The organism is Oceanobacillus jeddahensis (assembly GCF_000750635.1).
In the GTDB taxonomy this organism is placed as follows: Bacteria; Bacillota; Bacilli; order Bacillales; family Amphibacillaceae; genus Oceanobacillus; species Oceanobacillus jeddahense.
This window is the reverse complement of record NZ_CCDM010000001.1, coordinates 745,868-763,607: the sequence shown is the minus strand read 5'-3', so window position 1 is coordinate 763,607 and position 17,740 is coordinate 745,868. Positions and strand designations below refer to the sequence as shown.

18 protein-coding genes are annotated in these 17,740 nt (G+C 38.3%); all 18 read right to left on the bottom strand.

The genetic code is table 11. From position 1 onward, the window contains the following. Positions 1 to 465: 465 nt before the first annotated feature. Positions 466 to 1,107 (bottom strand): fructose-6-phosphate aldolase, encoded by a 642-nt coding sequence (gene fsa / locus BN986_RS03455; protein ID WP_040978240.1) that lies wholly within the window; start codon positions 1,105 to 1,107, stop codon positions 466 to 468. A gap of 165 nt (positions 1,108 to 1,272) precedes the next feature. Further along, complete coding sequence (gene fba / locus BN986_RS03450) at positions 1,273 to 2,127, bottom strand: class II fructose-1,6-bisphosphate aldolase (RefSeq protein ID WP_040978239.1); 855 nt, start codon at positions 2,125 to 2,127, stop codon at positions 1,273 to 1,275. A 102-nt stretch (positions 2,128 to 2,229) separates the two neighbouring features. Further along, positions 2,230 to 2,595, bottom strand: a complete 366-nt coding sequence (locus tag BN986_RS03445; RefSeq protein ID WP_040978238.1) for a response regulator — start codon at positions 2,593 to 2,595, stop codon at positions 2,230 to 2,232. A gap of 863 nt (positions 2,596 to 3,458) precedes the next feature. Further along, positions 3,459 to 4,757, bottom strand: a complete 1,299-nt coding sequence (locus BN986_RS03440; RefSeq protein ID WP_040978237.1) for an ABC transporter substrate-binding protein — start codon at positions 4,755 to 4,757, stop codon at positions 3,459 to 3,461. A gap of 123 nt (positions 4,758 to 4,880) precedes the next feature. Next, entirely contained in the window at positions 4,881 to 5,690 is an 810-nt protein-coding gene (locus BN986_RS03435) for a carbohydrate ABC transporter permease (RefSeq protein ID WP_040978236.1), read from the bottom strand. Next, positions 5,687 to 6,580: a carbohydrate ABC transporter permease gene (locus BN986_RS03430; protein WP_040978235.1), complete on the bottom strand. Its 894-nt coding sequence runs from the start codon at positions 6,578 to 6,580 to the stop codon at positions 5,687 to 5,689. The genes BN986_RS03435 and BN986_RS03430 overlap by 4 nt, the downstream gene beginning before the upstream one ends. A gap of 23 nt (positions 6,581 to 6,603) precedes the next feature. After that, complete coding sequence (locus tag BN986_RS03425; protein WP_040978233.1) at positions 6,604 to 7,704, bottom strand: Gfo/Idh/MocA family protein; 1,101 nt, start codon at positions 7,702 to 7,704, stop codon at positions 6,604 to 6,606. A gap of 199 nt (positions 7,705 to 7,903) precedes the next feature. Then, positions 7,904 to 9,508: a CTP synthase gene (locus BN986_RS03420; RefSeq protein WP_040978232.1), complete on the bottom strand. Its 1,605-nt coding sequence runs from the start codon at positions 9,506 to 9,508 to the stop codon at positions 7,904 to 7,906. Positions 9,509 to 9,782: 274 nt separating this feature from the next. Next, on the bottom strand, positions 9,783 to 10,487 hold the full coding sequence (locus tag BN986_RS03415; protein ID WP_040978231.1) for a hypothetical protein: 705 nt from the start codon (positions 10,485 to 10,487) through the stop codon (positions 9,783 to 9,785). Positions 10,488 to 10,493: 6 nt separating this feature from the next. Continuing rightward, the gene (locus tag BN986_RS03410; protein ID WP_040978230.1) at positions 10,494 to 11,081 is read right to left on the bottom strand and encodes a cob(I)yrinic acid a,c-diamide adenosyltransferase; all 588 of its coding nucleotides are present in this window, start codon (positions 11,079 to 11,081) and stop codon (positions 10,494 to 10,496) included. A gap of 13 nt (positions 11,082 to 11,094) precedes the next feature. After that, positions 11,095 to 11,526, bottom strand: a complete 432-nt coding sequence (locus BN986_RS03405) for a bifunctional adenosylcobinamide kinase/adenosylcobinamide-phosphate guanylyltransferase (protein WP_040978229.1) — start codon at positions 11,524 to 11,526, stop codon at positions 11,095 to 11,097. After that, positions 11,478 to 12,104, bottom strand: coding sequence for a histidine phosphatase family protein (locus BN986_RS03400; RefSeq protein WP_040978228.1), 627 nt, complete (start codon positions 12,102 to 12,104; stop codon positions 11,478 to 11,480). Before BN986_RS03400 ends, BN986_RS03405 begins: the two co-directional genes overlap by 49 nt. Next, complete coding sequence (gene cobS, locus BN986_RS03395) at positions 12,062 to 12,868, bottom strand: adenosylcobinamide-GDP ribazoletransferase (RefSeq protein WP_040978227.1); 807 nt, start codon at positions 12,866 to 12,868, stop codon at positions 12,062 to 12,064. Before cobS ends, BN986_RS03400 begins: the two co-directional genes overlap by 43 nt. Continuing rightward, the gene (locus BN986_RS03390) at positions 12,868 to 13,707 is read right to left on the bottom strand and encodes a cobyric acid synthase (RefSeq protein ID WP_052400609.1); all 840 of its coding nucleotides are present in this window, start codon (positions 13,705 to 13,707) and stop codon (positions 12,868 to 12,870) included. Before BN986_RS03390 ends, cobS begins: the two co-directional genes overlap by 1 nt. Then, positions 13,704 to 14,264 carry a bifunctional adenosylcobinamide kinase/adenosylcobinamide-phosphate guanylyltransferase gene (locus BN986_RS03385; RefSeq protein ID WP_040978226.1) on the bottom strand — a complete coding sequence of 187 codons (561 nt, stop codon included), beginning with the start codon at positions 14,262 to 14,264 and terminating at the stop codon, positions 13,704 to 13,706. The genes BN986_RS03390 and BN986_RS03385 overlap by 4 nt, the downstream gene beginning before the upstream one ends. Further along, positions 14,246 to 15,331: a threonine-phosphate decarboxylase CobD gene (cobD, locus tag BN986_RS03380; protein ID WP_244444963.1), complete on the bottom strand. Its 1,086-nt coding sequence runs from the start codon at positions 15,329 to 15,331 to the stop codon at positions 14,246 to 14,248. The genes BN986_RS03385 and cobD overlap by 19 nt, the downstream gene beginning before the upstream one ends. Further along, complete coding sequence (cbiB, locus tag BN986_RS03375) at positions 15,297 to 16,262, bottom strand: adenosylcobinamide-phosphate synthase CbiB (protein WP_040978224.1); 966 nt, start codon at positions 16,260 to 16,262, stop codon at positions 15,297 to 15,299. The genes cobD and cbiB overlap by 35 nt, the downstream gene beginning before the upstream one ends. Next, positions 16,240 to 17,736: an adenosylcobinamide amidohydrolase gene (locus BN986_RS03370; RefSeq protein WP_040978223.1), complete on the bottom strand. Its 1,497-nt coding sequence runs from the start codon at positions 17,734 to 17,736 to the stop codon at positions 16,240 to 16,242. Before BN986_RS03370 ends, cbiB begins: the two co-directional genes overlap by 23 nt. Positions 17,737 to 17,740: the final 4 nt, after the last annotated feature.

Here is a 17,740-nt window from a genome sequence, read left to right as displayed (position 1 = left end):
GTGAAACTTCATTCACCGGCGATCCCGGCGCACCGTTGTTTACGATGAAAGGAGTAAGCGCAACAATATTGTCAGATTAGTGCGACCGCTCCGGAAAAACACTACGCTTTCCACGGGCTTGAGCTCAGCCTCCTTGGTAAAAAGAAAACCACTTTTTCCCTGCGGGGTCTTCCCACTGGGACTGCGATTACTCGCCCCACCGAAGACATTTGCGCTTTCCCGTAGGAGTCTCCGTGTTTTTCCTCCGCTTGATAGTTTTTAGCTATCCATATTAAATTTAAGAAAATCCACTAACCTGACAGTATTGATAAGCGCAATCCCGTTGTAAAAAACGGTGCTGGTGCAGACGTTGCGAACTTAGTCTGCTTTTTCACCCCCTGCTGAATGTTTGGTTGAACAAATCGGGCCGCTGCCTGCTGCTTCAACGCTTTTCTTATTGTCTGTATTTTTTCCAACTCTATGCAATTATTTTTGTTTATCCCAATCTGCTAAGAATTTTTCAATTCCTTGATCTGTTAATGGATGCTTTACTAACGATGATAGAACATTAAATGGAATCGTTGCAATGTGCGCACCGTTTAATGCAGCATCTGTTACATGGACTGGGTGACGGATAGATGCAGCGATAATTTCTGTTTGAATATCATGACGATCGAAAATTGCTGCAACATTGGCTACTAATTCCATGCCGTCTTGTCCAATATCATCTAATCTTCCTAAGAATGGAGATACATACGTTGCGCCTGCTCTGGCTGCCAACAATGCCTGGTTCGCATTAAAGATTAATGTCACATTTGTTTTGATGTTTAGATCACTAAATGCTTTAACCGCTTTCAGACCTTCAAGTGTCATAGGAACTTTTACAGTAATATTTGGTGCAATCGCTGCAAGCTCTTTTCCTTCTTCAATCATACCTTCAGCGTCTTCAGAAATAACCTCTGCACTGACGGATCCAGAAACTTCCGCTGTAATTTCACGTAAACGGTCATGAAAAGAAACTCCTTCTTTTGCTACAAGGCTTGGATTTGTTGTAACACCAGCTAGAATTCCAAGTTTATTTGCCTCTTTAATGTCTTCAATATTTGCTGTATCAATGAAAAATTTCATTATGATTACCTCCCTGTGATTTTTGTAGTAAAAGCTGCACCATTGGTACAGCTTTTACAAATATATCTTTATAAATGATGTTAAAAAGCTATATAAAAAGTGTCTACAAACAATTGTAGATTCTCTTTATTAAACCTTTGTAACACATATATTTAATGAAATCAATTATGCTTTATTGGAAGAACCAAATTCACGCATTTTACCAACTACAGTTTCTTTAATAGCTGCAGTTCCTGGTCCTAAATATTTACGTGGATCATATAAATCAGGTTTTTGAGCTAATGTTTCACGAATTGCTTTTGTTTGAGAGATTTGATTCTCTGTATTTACGTTGATTTTAGCAGTTCCTAAAGAAATTGCTTTTTGAATATCATTTGTAGGAATACCAGTACCACCGTGAAGTACTAATGGCACATTTACTAAATCTAAGATTTCTTTCATTTCTGTGAACCCTAAGTTTGGTTCTCCTTGATAAGGTCCATGAACAGAACCGAGTGCCGGAGCCAGACAATCTACTCCCGCTTCTTTGACAAGACGTTCACATTCTACTTTATCAGCATAGCTGATTCCACCGATAACGCCGTCTTCTTCTCCGCCTACAGTACCAACTTCGGCTTCAACCGATACACCATGGATATGAGCAAGCTCAACCACTTTCTCAGTTACAGCAATATTTTCTTCGATTGGTGAATGAGATCCATCAATCATTACAGAAGTAAACCCTGCATGGATTGCTTCTGCACAGTTTTTAAAGCTGGATCCATGATCTAAATGAATGGCAACAGGCACTGTTGTTCCATAAGAATCCATTAAAGATTTTACCATAGCAACTACTACGTTGTAGCCGCCCATATATTTTCCAGCACCCTCAGAAACACCAAGAATGACTGGTGAATTTTCTTCTTGAGCTGCTTGAAGAATACCTTGGATATATTCAAGGTTGTTAATATTAAACTGACCTACTGCATATCCATTTTCTTTCCCTTTTTCGAGCATTTCTTTCATTGATACTAAAGGCATACCAAGTTCCTCCTTCAATTTATCCGCATGAATCTCTGACAATATTCATTACAATATAAGAATACCAATTTCGTGACTTTATCGCAACAAAGTAGTAATGATTCATTCTGTTTTCTTTAAAATTTTCTCCACAGTATGACATAGTTTTGCAACATTAAAAGGTTTGGAAATTATTTCCTCAGGCAAGTTTTCCCCTAGCTCTTTTTTTGCAACCTCTGGCAATCCAGTAATAATGATAGCTTTTGTGTTTATTCTCATTTGCTTCATCTTTTGCATAACTATATTACCGTTATAGATAGGAATGTGATAATCCAGAACTACTAAATCGTAAGGAGATTCTGATAAATGTTCAACTGCTTCTTTTCCGTCCTGCGCAATCGAAGTACAGTAACCGGCCGTTTGAAAAACTTCTTGAAGCAACATCCGTATTCCTATTTGATCATCTACAATTAGGATTGATTGAGTCATAATCTACCCTCCGATATCATAATATTTAATTTTTTATCTAAAGTTTAAATTTCGATAGTATTCATTTAAACTCCTGCTTGTAAATGAGGAATCCTTATTTTTTATCATATAGAATTATCTTTCGGGAAAGATAGACTAAATTCTTATATCGTTTTACCTCACACGCTACTTACTATCTATACTGAATGAAAGTTTAGATCTTTATGATGTCCCGCGTGTACGAATAATTCATCATTCATAAATTTTAACACGTTTTCTTCACTCGTTCATTCATCCACATACTGTTTCAACTTCCTCGTTTCTTATAGAAATCACTATAAATATTATCCTGTCTCATCTATATAAGCCGAAATAAAGATTTTACCTTCCAGTATTCGCTGTGGAAATACACAACGCTAGTTACTGTTTTTAATTATAAAATACATGGTTTATTACAATATACATTCCCAATTCAACAATCAGGAAGCATAAGGGGTCATACAGCAAATATCAGTCTGCCGGATTCAACTTCAACCATTTTTAGTGGGGTGAATAACCACTGTTAATGTAGACACAGTAACTTAATTTATATAACTTTTACCGCTAAAAATAAAAAATAGCTCCGATTATTCAAATTCAATGTCCGGAGCTATTTTTAAGTTATTTTATTTTCATTGCCTATTATTTAATCTGAAATACGTTAAGCTAATTTATGATTACACAACATGTCTTTCATATTTAAGTCTTCTATACAGATTATATCGAGTTTTTTAATGTTATCTGCACTTAATTAATTCAGAATAGTCGAAAGGTTATCTGAGTACTTTTCATACTTTTATTGTGTAAATCATATTATCTCATTGATAAATGTCCATCGTTACAAATTATTCTTGTAACATCCTATTAATTTCTTCTTCAGTTTGTTGTAAAACTTCTTCTGGATTTTCTCCTTGTAATAGTCTTTCAAATGACTGTGCGACAATTTCAGAAATCTCCAATTGTTCAATAGATGGGCCTGCAGTTGATGCTGATGGTTTTGTGTTGTTTAACGCATGATACGCATTTTCGAATTGTTCATATTCACTGTAAACTTCACTTAGAGGTTCTATCTCTGCTGCCTCTGGCGTTACTGGAACATAGCCAGTTTCTGCTGCCCATTCAGATTGAACTTCTGGGCTGACCATATATTTGATGAATTCCCATCCTGCTTCTTGTTCTTCTTCAGACGACTGATTAGAGAGCCAGAGTTGTGATCCCCCCTGGTTTACACCAGCCCATTCCTCTCCATCAGGTACTGGATAAGGAGCAGTTTTAAATTCAAAACCCAAGTCTTCCAGCCAGATACCTGAAACTGCAGATGAATCCAGATACATAGCAAGTTCACCAGAAGAAAAAGCCATCTGTGTATTAGACCATGTTCTTCCATAGTTTCCAAAGTTCCCACTCTTATACATATCGCTTATCCAATTATATATCTCTTTTCCTTCATTTGAATTTAGATTAGTTTCTGTCGGTGCTTCCCCTTTTCTTCCATTTTCATTATTAAATACAAGCTCATCTTGTACAGCGAATAGATTATAAATAAAAGATGTATTAACAGGGATCGAAAAACCTACTGTACCAGAATCTTCATCTGTTAATATCTCTGCAGCCTCTTGAATTTCACTAAAGGTTTGCGGTGGATCATCCGGATCTAGGCCAGCCTCTTCAAATAAATCTACATTATAGTAAAGTAATGTTACGAACACATTAAAAGGCATAGCATTTAATGTCCCGTCTAGCCTATGATTTTCTATAACAGCTTCATTCATTGATTCTATATCAAAATCATCATCCTGATTAATCATATCTTGAACTGGTATGATTAAGTTACTCTCACTAAAAAATTCGTTGCTACCGGCCTGAAAAACAGTAGGCGCTTCATCTGTTTCACCAATAGTTCTCATTTGCTGTTGGATATTATCCTGAAAAGAAGCGTTTACTTGAATAGATTCATTTTCTTCATTGAATGTATCGATGATTCCTTCCAGCGTAACTGCATTATCACCGTCTAGATTGTGCCAGAAAGTGATTTCTACAGTATTACTTTGTTCCGTTTCTTCCCCTTGTCCTGAACTAGAATCATTACTACATCCCCAAAGTATAAAAATACAGATTGTCATTATTGGAATTAGCTTTTTCATCCTTACACTCCCTCTAATTATGAAGTTTGGTATATCTTATTGCTGACAGGTTCAAGTAACTATTTATCATGTAAATTACTAAATCACCTCCATCCATAACAAAATAAAAATAATAGCTGTCATTCATCCTTTAAGAGACCCAGAAAGCAGGCCTTTCCGAATGTATTTTAATCCGAAAAATAAAATAAGCATGGTAGGGAGCAAAGCAATAATAGAACCTGCCATTACGATAGGCCAATTGGTCGACGCTTGAGAACTTACAAGCATTTTTAATCCAATTTGTATGGTACGGACACTATCATCATTTGTTATCAATAATGGCCACAGATAACTATTCCAAGACGAGATAAATGAAAAGATTGCAAGTGTTCCTATTACCGTTTTGGAAAGTGGTAATGCAAATTTGAAATAATAGCGAAAATAAGAACACCCATCCATTTGGGCAGCTTCCCATAATTCCTTAGGTAACGTTAAGAAATGTTGACGAAACAAAAATATTCCAAATATAGTGACCAAGGAAGGTACAATTATTCCTTGATAAGTATTCATCCACTCCAGGTTCACAATGGTTAAAACATTAGATACAATTGTTGCTTCAAAAGGAACCATCATGGTTGATAATAAAAGTATGAACAGAACATTCCTTCCTTTAAACGGAATAAATACCAAAGCAAATGCTGCTAAGCTCGCTAAAAAAATTTCTCCAACCATTATAATAATCGCAATTACTAAACTATTAATAAGAAAAGAAAAAAGCGGGATTCTTTCTGCTGCACTTTTATACGCTTCAAAAGTAGGTTCTGAAGGTATTAATGTGGCATTGTTAACATCCATATTTGTCATAAAGCTAACAGATACTGCATAGATAATTGGAGCAAACATAATAAACGCACTAATAATAAGTAACAAGTATAAGATAATTTTCTTGATCATTGGTAATGCACCCGCTTTTCTGCCACTTTAAATTGAAGCATTGTAAAGACGAAGGTGATAACGAATAATACAACAGCTTGTGCGCTGGCAATATCAAAATTCCCATAAATAGATGATTCTCTATAAATGGAATAAACTAAAAGATTGGTTGCCTCTGTTGGTCCTCCCTCTGTCAAAATATCTATCTGACCAAATGATTGCATTGAACTGATCATATTAATCATAATGACAAAAAATAAGGTAGGACTTAACAATGGCAATGTTATTTTAAATAACTTAGTCCAGTATCCTGCTCCATCCATTTCGGCACTTTCATAAATATCCTTTGAAATATTCTGTAATCCTGCCAATAGCAGTAAAAAATTCAAACTAAGCCCCATCCATATAGTAGCTAACGAAACAGATAGCAATGCCCAGTCAGGTGAAGTAAGCCATTCAATTGGTGGTATACCAAAGAACTCTAAAATGCTGTTAAATGTCCCTAACGTAGGATGGAAATAAAAAAGCAGTATTGCAGAACTTGCTGCCCCAGAAATACCTAACTGGGAAGAAAATATCATTTGAAAAAACTTTATCCCCTTTAACTTTTCATTAGCAATAATTGCAAGGAAAAGAGCGATTATAATTTCAAGCGGTACTGTATATAGCATAAATGTAAATGTAACTTTTAAACTGTTTAAAAATGAAGGGTCGGTAAATATTTTTATATAGTGGTCTAATCCAATGAAACCAACTATATTCCCTCCATTTTCCACATCTGAAAAGCTGAACAAAACGGTTGTTATCATTGGGTAAAACAAAAACACACCTAATATAAGGAAGGTCGGTAATAGATATAATCCACCTGTTCCCATTAATTTAGCCTCATACAATATATTCGTTTTCTTCATACTCTAATCCCCCCTTTGATTTCTCACCAGGTTTGAATGTCTGGTACCTCTACTGGAATACCACCATTATTTATGGATACTTCTGATAAAATTCCTGGGATCGTAAACGCCAATGCTTTGTCAATACCTATTCGAACAGGGCTGTTTTCCGTTATACTTTTAACAAAATCTTTGACCATGAAATAATCTGCACCCCAATGATGCGAAGTAGATACTTCATCTGAAATATGTAATAACTCTTCTGGAAGGAATTCTTTATAAAATCCAGATAATAATTGCCATTGATTAGCATCTCCACTGTAATCATTCAGCCATACTCGATGTCCATCACCTGAGAATTTGGGTCCTTCATAGCAGGCTTTTGTTCCTTGAAGCGAATAATATCTCATGTTATGTGGCCGGTTAGAGACTAAATCAACTCTTATCTTTATTAGTGATTCATTCTTTGTTCGGCAGAGCATAACCGTTGTATCATCATTTTTCAATAAAGGAGAAGTAATAGATCCTGTACCAAGACAATTCACGTACTGAACATTACAGTCAAACCATTCCAAAATTGGTCCAAGGCTATGTGACCCGTAGGTGATTCCACGTTTTCCAGAAGTTTCTTCGCTACGCCACGTTGGATAACCGTCTTTGTCAAAGTTAAGATAATTTACATTGTGAATGTATTCTCCTTCAGCAAAATATATATCCCCAAATAAACCATTTCTCACCATATTACGTATAACTATATTTTCCCTGATATAACAATAATTCTCCGCCAGCATGTACTGAGCTTTACTCTTTCTGGTTGCATGGAGTAATCGTTGACAATCTTCCAAATTTGTTGCAGCAGTAACTTCAGACAAAACATGGATATCATTATCCAGTGCTTTTATCGCTTGTTCAGCATGGAACTGCACAGGTGAAGCAATAACAATAATATCTAAATTTAAATTCAACATTTCCTCATAATCGGAAAACAGATATTGAATAGAATAATTCCGCTGAAATGCCTTCAACGCCTCCTGATTCGTATCCATAACAGCTACTATTTCAATGTTATCCAATTTACTGAAATCATGGCAGAGATGCTGTCCTCGTGTTGAAGCGCCAGCTATCCCTACTCTTAATTTCTGCATATTAAAAGCCTCCTCGTATGCTTGATAATAATGGCAATTAATTAAAATTCTAACAATATTTAATTGATAGAATGTTAAGTCAATATTTGATTTCTGTAAATTCATATTATTTTATGCAGTTTAGGTTTAACATTATGATGACAATAAAAAAAAGATACCCACCTGTGATAGATGAATATCTCCTTTTTATTGTTACGATTTATTTTTTATTTTCCACAGCCGCCCCAATAAATCCTTTAAACAAACCTTGCGACCTTGTTGGACGAGAGGTGAACTCCGGATGGAATTGACATGCAATAAACCATGGATGATCTTTAATTTCGATCGTTTCAACAAGACGTCCATCCGGGCTTGTTCCAGAGAAAATAAGTCCGTTGTCAGCCATCTGTTCACGATACACATTATTAAATTCATAGCGGTGCCGATGTCTTTCTTCCACTACATCAGCGCCGTCATAAGCTTCTTTTGTTTTCGTGCCTGCTGTTAAATGGCATGGATATAATCCAAGGCGCAATGTACCGCCTAAATCTTCAATATCCTTTTGCTCTGGCAATAGATCGATAATTGGATATGGTGTTCCTGGATTAATCTCCGCAGAGTGCGCACCTTCTAATCCTACGACATTTCTTGCAAACTCAACCGTAGCTAATTGCATCCCTAAGCAAATTCCAAAGAATGGTATTTTATTCTCACGTGCGTAGCGGATTGCATGAATTTTTCCATCAATACCACGATCACCGAATCCGCCAGGAACAATGACACCATCTACTTGAGATAATTCCGCTTCGATTTCTGACTCGGATAATGCTTCCGAGTTTATCCAATGAACATTTACATTTGCATCAAAATCGTAGCCGGCGTGTTTAAGTGATTCGACAACAGAAAGATAAGCATCTGGAAGCTCTACGTATTTACCGACTAAGCCAATTTCAACTTTCTTCGATAAGTTACGGACCCTGTTAATCAGCTCTTTCCAATCATCCATATCAGCATCTTCGCAATCCAGGCCAAAATGGTTGCATACAATCTGATCCATATTTTGTTCCTGTAAAGCAATTGGAACTTGATATAGCGTATCTGCATCCATCATTTCAATAACGGATTTTTCATTAATATCACAGAATAGAGCAATCTTTTCTTTCATTTCTCTCGTAATGGCCATTTCGGTACGTAAAACAATCACGTCCGGCTGAATCCCAAGAGAACGTAATTCTTTGACACTATGCTGTGTTGGCTTGGTTTTTACTTCTCCTGCAGCTTTAATGTAAGGAACAAGTGTACAATGAATATACATGACGCTATCTCGCCCTACATCACTTTTAATTTGACGAATCGCTTCCAGGAACGGCAATGATTCAATATCGCCAACAGTTCCGCCGATTTCTGTAATTACAACATCTGCACCAGTAGCTTCTCCTGCGCGGAAGACCTGATCTTTAATTTCATTTGTAATATGCGGAATGACCTGTACGGTTCCTCCCAGATAATCCCCATGACGTTCTTTGCGGATAACACTGGAATATACTTTCCCAGTCGTAATATTACTGTATTTATTCAAGTTAATATCAATGAATCGCTCATAGTGCCCAAGGTCCAAATCTGTTTCGGCACCATCTTCTGTAACGAACACTTCGCCGTGCTGATAAGGACTCATTGTTCCCGGATCTACGTTGATATAAGGATCAAATTTTTGAATGGTTACTTTTAATCCACGATTTTTTAATAAACGCCCTAATGATGCTGCTGTAATCCCTTTTCCAAGCGATGATACTACGCCACCAGTTACAAAAATATACTTTGTCACTTATCCTCATCCTTCTTTCTGTATTTTATGTTGTGTATTGATTGATATAGCTGGTCGTTCTTTGGAATGGTTGTCCTGATCATTATCTTTTACCTGTATTGTAAAAGTTATCATGTCAGCACTGTTTTACTTTTATTTTCTCTATCTAACAAGAAAAGCGTTTCCCCTCTCATCTCTCAGGGGAAACGCTTTGTAATTATATTCAAAGAGCCCAATAAAGATTCTACTGTTAGTCCTTGTAAATGTCAAGCACAGAATTGAACATGCTGTCTTTTCAGCGATTGGATACAATTAATGGATGAAAAAGACTGCCTGCAAACTGTTCCGCCTCCATTGTGTTCTCTTGGCTATAAGCAATTATAAAACATGTTGCAGGACCTGCAGATGTTTGTAAATCCATGGTTGATTCAAGCTCTGCATCCCTGCCTGTCCATTGCCGGAATGTTTTTGCGATACCTTTGGAACCGACGGGTATAACAGCTTTGATACCTGTTGTCTGAACATATTTTTTTAAAAGAGAAACGCTTGGTATATGCTCCTTATGTTCAAGAACATCCTTACCAACATAAGGAGTGCCTATCACCGCAAAACTTTCCTCACCTGACCATTGATACCTGCCTCTCTTTTCCCTTTTTCCAATTACTGTTAATCCAAGGCCAGATTGCAAGGTTGGAAAGTTACTTTCCGTGCTACCGGTAATTGGCAGTTCCGCAAATCCGGCTTCTGCAAGCTCTTCACGTACGCCTAATTCATAATCCTGCCAAGCTGTATGCTCTGTAAAATTTTGCATAATCACCGCAATAGGTTCCGCATATTCCGCCAAGCATTCCATCAGCACGACACGGCAAGCAAATTTCCCAACAATTTGATTAGATGTTTTCACTATATCAGCTTCTTTTTCCCCAATCGCTCCACTATTATCTGTAGTAATCACCAATTCTCTATTTGCCTCAAACGGTAAAATAACAGCATTTGTCATTGATGTTTACTTCTCTTTTTTCTTGTGACTGCCGCGAAATACTCTCGCACTCCGCTCATATTCCACATCTGCCACTTCAAGACGTGCATTCACAACACGTGCAGCTGCAAAAAAGTAATCAGAGAGACGATTAATATATTTTAATGGAATGGGGTTTATTTCTTCCGCTTCATGGTAAAGGGTCACCATTTGTCTTTCTGCTCTTCTTGTCACTGTTCTTGCAACGTGAAGTGCAGATGCTGCCATGGAACCGCCCGGTAAAATAAAACGTTCAAGTTCTGGTGCTTCATCAATTAATTGATCCATCCGCTCTTCCAGGTAGGTAATTATCTCCTCTGTCAGCTGATGAGGGCGTTCCTTCTTAGAAACATTTGAAAGCTCTGTTCCGCAATCAAATAACTCATGCTGAATTTTCACCAGGTCGTCAACAATATCTTCAAACCCTTCTTGATTCAGGCAAGAAATCGCCCATCCTACAAAGGAATTGATTTCATCGATTGAACCATATGCTTCTACACGCACGTCATCTTTGCTTGCTTTCCCGCCAATTAACGCTGTTTGTCCTTTGTCCCCTGTTCGTGTGTAAAGTCTCATTCTAATCTCTCCCTTATTTTTTAATTGTTTCGGAAATACCATACCAAATTAGATCCACGCGCTCTGCCTGCTCCACTAACTTTTGATAGAACCAGCCGGTAACGTCACGCTGCAAACGTTTGTCTTTTTCCATTGGTACAATTCCTTTTGAAATATCTGTTCCAACCAATACAAGCCTGTGATTTTCCTCGTTTTGTTCCCATTCCAACCATTTCTTTACCTTTTTAATATTTCGGTCTAACAGTCGATCCGCGGGTTCTCCTGTATTTATTTCTTTGCTTATCCATGCTTCCAGTCCTTCTAAAATAACAATTGAATGTACATTTTCATCTGGAACCGGCCACCTGTCATATTCCATTGCTGAAAACCATGTTGTATTAGCAGGATAATGCTGCTTCACCCATTTTCTTTTCCCGTTAAAGGCACCTCCTGTAACGAAATGCATTTTTGCTCATCCTTCCAATCATCTATTGTCCATGTTAAGCGGATTCCTTTTTTATGCGGTACTTTCCATTCAAAAAATGACTTCTGCTCTCTCGTCCATTTTATTAATAAATGGCGGATGACTCCACCATGTGCTACAAGTAATGTATTTTTACTTTGTTTTTTATTAATCTGATGCCTTAATTGCTGAAAGCCCGCATCGATTCGCTGCTTCATTTCCTGAAAACTTTCTCCGGTTGGGGGTGCAGTGCTTTCTGGATCGTCAATCCATGCCCGATAACGTCGATCATTTTTCAAATCTTCATAGGTTTTCATTTCCCATGCACCAAAATGCATTTCTCTAAAATTCTTTATTTCTATTTTTTCCTGCTTTGGACAAAGCAGGGCAGCTGTTTGCTTAGAACGTAATAAATCACTGGCTACACAAAGGTCAAATTGCTTACCAAAGTCTTGAGCTGCTTTTAACCTTTCTATTTCTTCGGACAGAAGCGGCACATCCGTCCAGCCAAGATATCTTTTTTCCTGATTCGCCTTTGTTACACCATGGCGCAGAAGTGTAATAGTAATAATGTCAGCCATAGTATCAATTCCATCCCCTCAGAGCTTGCACCTAATGTATCCCCTGTTATGCCATTGAAATTTTTTATAATCCATTTTGCAATAAATATACTTGTAATCAGTGTCACTGTAATAAATAGAAAATAAACAGGCAGTAAATCCAACTGCATCCAGAAAATGAAGATACCGATCACCACAAGGTAGATCAGATACATCAGGTAAAGAAGATTATTTTTACCTTGTTGAAAGAAACTCGCCATCCCGTCTTTCCGAGCTGGAGGAAGCATTTGCAGAAATACACCAAGCAGCATTTTCCCAAAAAACGGAATAAGTACTATAAAAAGAAGGATTGTCGTTTCTCTAGCTTGAATAAGTTCATAAAGAACGATAAATCTGGTAAACAAGAAAACAATGACCGATAATACCCCAAAGGCTCCTATCCTCGGGTCTTTCATAATTTCCAGTCTCTTTTCCGGAGACTTATAGGAGAAATAAGCGTCACTTGTATCTATCCAGCCGTCCAGATGGATACCACCTGAAAGCATAATCAGTAAAAGCCAAAGAAATAATGTTATGATCAAATCGGTAAAGGGTGTGAAACTTTGTAAAACATATAAAAAAGCAGCATAGATGCTTCCCTGAAGCAAACCTAATAGCGGAAATGTTTGAAGTGCATAAGTTAGCTGATGCTGATTGAGAGAAAATTGTTTTTTAATCGGGATACTCGTAAAAAACTGCAGATTGACAAGGATTCCTGTAAAAAACAAACGGATGCTGTGTAACATTAGTCTGTTCCCCTCATTATTTCCAACAGTTTTTCACGATCAATATTTGCTTCAACATGGTCTGCAAGCTTTTCAAAATCTGCTTCTTTACTTGTCAAATTGGGTTGAAAAGGCTGATCCCTTCCATCAAAACTATCCTCTTCATTTAGCTGGTGTTCAATAAATGGAAGAACCCCCACTACCGGAATACCCGTATTATTTTCCAGCCATTCTACACCTTCCACAAAAAGAGAGGAATGACCTGTAAATTTATTAATAATGATTCCTTTCACACATGAACGTTCCTTTTCTGTAAGTAAAGCAAGTGTACCGACAATACTGGCAAAAACACCGCCTCTTTCAATATCAGCTACTAAAAGAACCGAAACATCAGCTAACTCCGCAATTGCCATATTGGATAAATCACGTTCTTTTAAATTCATCTCCACAGGACTTCCGGCACCTTCGATAATTATAAAATCACTGTTATTTGCCGCCTGGATTAATCCTTGTTTAATCTTTTGAAGCGCTTTTTGATAATACATATCTTTAAATCTCGCACCCGTTATAATTCCTTGTGACTCCCCATCAAAAAATACTTCTGTCTGCATGTTTTCCAACGGTTTCAACAGGACAGGATTCATCCAAGGCTCTGCTTTTCGTTTTGCTGCTTGGGCTTGTTCATATTGCGAAATAGCCAACTCCTGACCCGTGTCAAGCATTACATGGTGACTCGTCATATTTTGTGCTTTAAAGGGAGAAATCTGAAACCCTTGTCTTGCAAGCATTCGACAAATAGCTGTCGTGATTATACTTTTCCCGACATGGGAAGCAGTTCCTTGAAGCATGATTCCTTTCATTCCAATCTCCCTTTCCTCACAACCGGTATCCCGCTTTCGAATAAAATAGCTAGATCTGCTCTCTTTACGATCTGCTGATGTACATTTCCTAATATCCTTTGGTAATGCCATGTAAGCTCTTCCTCATAAGGCATATCCTGCAATACTTCATTGGAAACAATAATTACCTTACCCGCATAATCGCAAAGTGCTGCTATATCCTCTCTCACCTGTTCGAACACGGTATTTTCATGATACATTTTTTCTTGAAATAGATAGTTATTTAAAAGTGTCGTCATACAATCTAATAAAATCACGTCCTGCGTTGTAAACTGATTAGCGATATGTGATAAATAAACGGGCTGTTCCCAGGTTTTCCATGAAAATCCAGATTGTTTCCGGTCTTGTTGATGGCGTTGAATACGTTCCTGCATTTCTTTATCAGATGGAATGCCGCATGCAACGTAATGAAGATTGCTGTCTGTTTTCTGGGCACGCCTGATTGCTAATTGCTCTGCAAAAGCACTTTTTCCACTGCGGACGCCTCCTGTAATAAAAATCAATTCTCCTGTTTCCATACAGTTAACGCCTCCAGCAGTTTTTTATTTGCTTCCGGCTGCTTAACCGCTACACGGAGCCATTTGCCTTCAATCCCTGGAAAGTTTTCTGTGTGGCGCAGCACAAGGCCCTGTTTCAGCAGGTATTGAAATAGTCTTTTCTGCTCCGGTAATGCAGGATCTCTTAATAAATAAAAATTCAACCGGGATAAGCTATATTCAAAGCCAAGTTCCTCCAGTTTTTGAAAGACGGCAGTTCGTTCAGCTTCGATAAACTTTCTTGTTTCCGTAACATGGGTCCTGTCCTGTAAACAGGCGATACCTGCTTTCATCGCCAAAGCATTTACACTCCAATGCGGCTTTGATTTACTAATCTTTTGCAGCAATGCAGGGTTTCCCGCAAGAAAACCGAGACGCAATCCGGCAATGCTGTACATTTTTGTCAGGGAGCGGATAATTAACACATGCTCTTGATACAGTACTGTTTTTATATACGTCACTGGTTCGGGTAAAAAATCATAAAAAGCTTCATCCATAATACAAAGTGTATTGGTTTTTTTACAAATTTCCATGAATGCTTCTACCGTTTTCCGCTGATAATGCATTCCTGTTGGATTATTGGGATTGCACAGAAATACAGCTTTTACTTCCTGAAGCTGATTTTCTAATGCAGCAGCATCTAAATTCCAATCCGGCTCAGAGAGCACAATCGGAATTACTTCACAGTTTTCATTTTCACAGGCGGTTGCATATTCTGAAAAAGCTGGATGAATAACAGCTACTCTGCTTCCTGTTAAATATCTGGCAATCAACGTGATGATCTCCGCAGCCCCATTTCCTGCAAGCAGATGTGTAACTGGTATATTTTCTTGTACGGCAAGCTGTTCCATAAGATCGTTCGCATATGGATCAGGATAATCATTAATCACGTCAAACCATTCATCCCATTTTTCCCGTAACATTTCTGGTGCACCTAACGGATTAATATTTACACTGAAATCAATGATTTGTTCCGGTTGTTTCATTCCTAATGAGTCATATACATATTTTGTGTTAGAACCATGTGCCGGCAGCTGCAAGGAAGCCACCTCCAATCCATAAGATAATAACGAACGTAAGAACGGCGCGCTGCATGATTTTTATTGTATGTAAAATATCATCCTTTTCTAATAAGCGTTTTCTTATTCCCATATGCGCCCTCTCGGATTTAATCCCTTGATAATAATTAATTCCGCCAAGCTGTACTCCGAGAAATAAAGCAACAGCAGCCTCAAAAAACCCGCTATTCGGACTCGGATGTTTCTTGGCATCTTCCCGCCAACGTTTTAAAGCTTCTTTTCTTTTTAGATATGGTATACGGTTGGTGAACATCATCAAAAAACTTGTGATTCTGCTGGGAACCCAATTTAATACATCATCGAACTTTGCTGATGCCCAGCCAAAATGTTGATATCTTTCATTTTTATGTCCAACCATCGAATCACAGGTGTTCACTGCCCGGTACAAAATTGCCAGCGGAGCTCCTCCAATAAGCGCCCAAAAAAGCGGAGAAGTAATTCCGTCCCCAATACTTTCAGCAACGGTTTCCACCGTGGCGCGGGTTATCTCTTCTTCTTCAAGCGCTTCTGTATCTCTGCCCACAATCATCGAGACCTGATAACGGGCTTGCTCGATATCTCCTGATGCTAATGGTTCGTATACGCGCCGTGCCGCCGTTCCTAAATCCTTTTGTGCTATTGTCGTTGCAATCAGACATGCTTCTACCAAAATTCCAGCAGCAGGATGAAGCTGATACGCTCCCCAGCTTATCAGGAGACTAATCGCAAGAACGGTTAGCGCTACTACAAACAGAAGGGCAATCCCTTTCCATTTTTGATGCTTTCCATGATTCAAACGCTTTTCCAGCATCACAATAAAACTTCCCATCCAACGTACTGGATGCGGCCAATGTGGTGGATCACCAATGATACGATCCACCATTACTGCTAGTGTGATACTAATTAAATGATAAATGATCATGTTTTTCTTTCCTCTTCAAATAACGCTCTATCGACTGCTTCATTTCTTGATAAACGCCTTTCCCGATTATATGTCCAAGTTCCGTTGCTGTCCCTGCATAATCGAGTTCTCTTCCCTGTTGTGTTGCCGCAACTAATATACTGTCTGTTGATGTTCCCGTAGCCTGCTTTTTGGTAACTGTATCAATAATATGACAATCACGCAGTACTTGCGCTTTAGCTTCTGTCGCGGTAATCATCGCCTGAATATAGGCTTCATCGGTTAATTTTCCATTAACAAAAATCCATGTATTAATGGTGCCCGGCTTGACCGGACCAGCTGCCGGTGAGTTCATGCGCGTACTGTCTACAGCATTCCCCACGCCTGCCGTTACAACAATCATTACAGAGAAACCATCTCCTTCATACACACGGTGACTGTTATCCTCCAACGCAACAGCTGTCATCATTCCAACCGTTTGGGAAACGTGAAATCCATGATGTGTTAAATACGTCCGCATTTCCTCCCGATGGTCCGTACAATTATAATTTGCATCAACATGTCTGTTCACAAAATTACTGTACCAGCCGATCCCTGCTCCCACCACACCGGAAGATACTGTTTTCATCGGCTGCTCGGACTGCAATACAATGCGCTCTGGACTAATAGACAATAAGGATTCATCCATTCTCACTTGCTCTCCCTCTCTCTCACTTTTCTTCCCCGGCATTAAATGAAGCTGCGGTTTTGCAATTTTGGAATGCGGCTGTTTAATGACCTCCGTATGATAGACATGATTAATCAAATCTTCTGAAAGTACATCATTCGGATTCGCAATCGCACTTGCTTCTCCTTTATCCATTAACAGAAGTCTGTCACAATAAAGACTTGCAAGATTTAAATCATGTAAAATTGCAACAACGGTTAACCCTTCTTCATTGGCGCGTTTTCTCATTAAATCAAGCAACTCCTTTTGATACGCTAAATCTAAATGATTGGTCGGTTCATCAAGCAACAGAATTTCCGGCTGCTGTACGAGCGCCTGTGCTAAAAAAATTCTCTGTTGTTCTCCACCGGAATGTTCCATCACAGAGTTATCTTGAAAATGACTAATATTGGTTTGTTTCATAACCTCTTGTACAATGTTTTCATCTTCGTCCGTCCACGTTTGAAAAAAACCGCGATGATGTGCATATCTACCAAGTGAAACCGTTTCTTTCACGGTGTACGGAAAAACTTGCGGTGATAATTGAGGCAAAACGGCAACCTTCTTCGCCAGCTCCTTTTTCGTTAAAGCGGAAATATTCGTCTCGCCAATCTTTACTTCACCCTGCTGCAATTCCAATAAACCGCTCATCATCTTCAGCAATGTGGTTTTCCCACTGCCATTGGGTCCCAGAATCCCGAAGAATTCCCCTTTTCCAACAGTAAAATGAATGTTTTTAACGATTTTCTCGCCGTCATAACCGCCAGATACGTTTTCTACGTTAAGCATCTTT

Coding starts and splice junctions, on each gene's coding strand:
- fsa (WP_040978240.1), bottom strand. CDS start 1,107: ATGAAATTTTTCATTGATACAGCAAATATTGAAGACATTAAAGAGGCA.
- fba (WP_040978239.1), bottom strand. CDS start 2,127: ATGCCTTTAGTATCAATGAAAGAAATGCTCGAAAAAGGGAAAGAAAAT.
- BN986_RS03445 (WP_040978238.1), bottom strand. CDS start 2,595: ATGACTCAATCAATCCTAATTGTAGATGATCAAATAGGAATACGGATG.
- BN986_RS03440 (WP_040978237.1), bottom strand. CDS start 4,757: ATGAAAAAGCTAATTCCAATAATGACAATCTGTATTTTTATACTTTGG.
- BN986_RS03435 (WP_040978236.1), bottom strand. CDS start 5,690: ATGATCAAGAAAATTATCTTATACTTGTTACTTATTATTAGTGCGTTT.
- BN986_RS03430 (WP_040978235.1), bottom strand. CDS start 6,580: ATGAAGAAAACGAATATATTGTATGAGGCTAAATTAATGGGAACAGGT.
- BN986_RS03425 (WP_040978233.1), bottom strand. CDS start 7,704: ATGCAGAAATTAAGAGTAGGGATAGCTGGCGCTTCAACACGAGGACAG.
- BN986_RS03415 (WP_040978231.1), bottom strand. CDS start 10,487: ATGACAAATGCTGTTATTTTACCGTTTGAGGCAAATAGAGAATTGGTG.
- BN986_RS03410 (WP_040978230.1), bottom strand. CDS start 11,081: ATGAGACTTTACACACGAACAGGGGACAAAGGACAAACAGCGTTAATT.
- BN986_RS03405 (WP_040978229.1), bottom strand. CDS start 11,526: ATGCATTTCGTTACAGGAGGTGCCTTTAACGGGAAAAGAAAATGGGTG.
- BN986_RS03400 (WP_040978228.1), bottom strand. CDS start 12,104: ATGGCTGACATTATTACTATTACACTTCTGCGCCATGGTGTAACAAAG.
- cobS (WP_040978227.1), bottom strand. CDS start 12,868: ATGTTACACAGCATCCGTTTGTTTTTTACAGGAATCCTTGTCAATCTG.
- BN986_RS03390 (WP_052400609.1), bottom strand. CDS start 13,707: ATGAAAGGAATCATGCTTCAAGGAACTGCTTCCCATGTCGGGAAAAGT.
- BN986_RS03385 (WP_040978226.1), bottom strand. CDS start 14,264: ATGGAAACAGGAGAATTGATTTTTATTACAGGAGGCGTCCGCAGTGGA.
- cbiB (WP_040978224.1), bottom strand. CDS start 16,262: ATGATCATTTATCATTTAATTAGTATCACACTAGCAGTAATGGTGGAT.
- BN986_RS03370 (WP_040978223.1), bottom strand. CDS start 17,736: ATGCTTAACGTAGAAAACGTATCTGGCGGTTATGACGGCGAGAAAATC.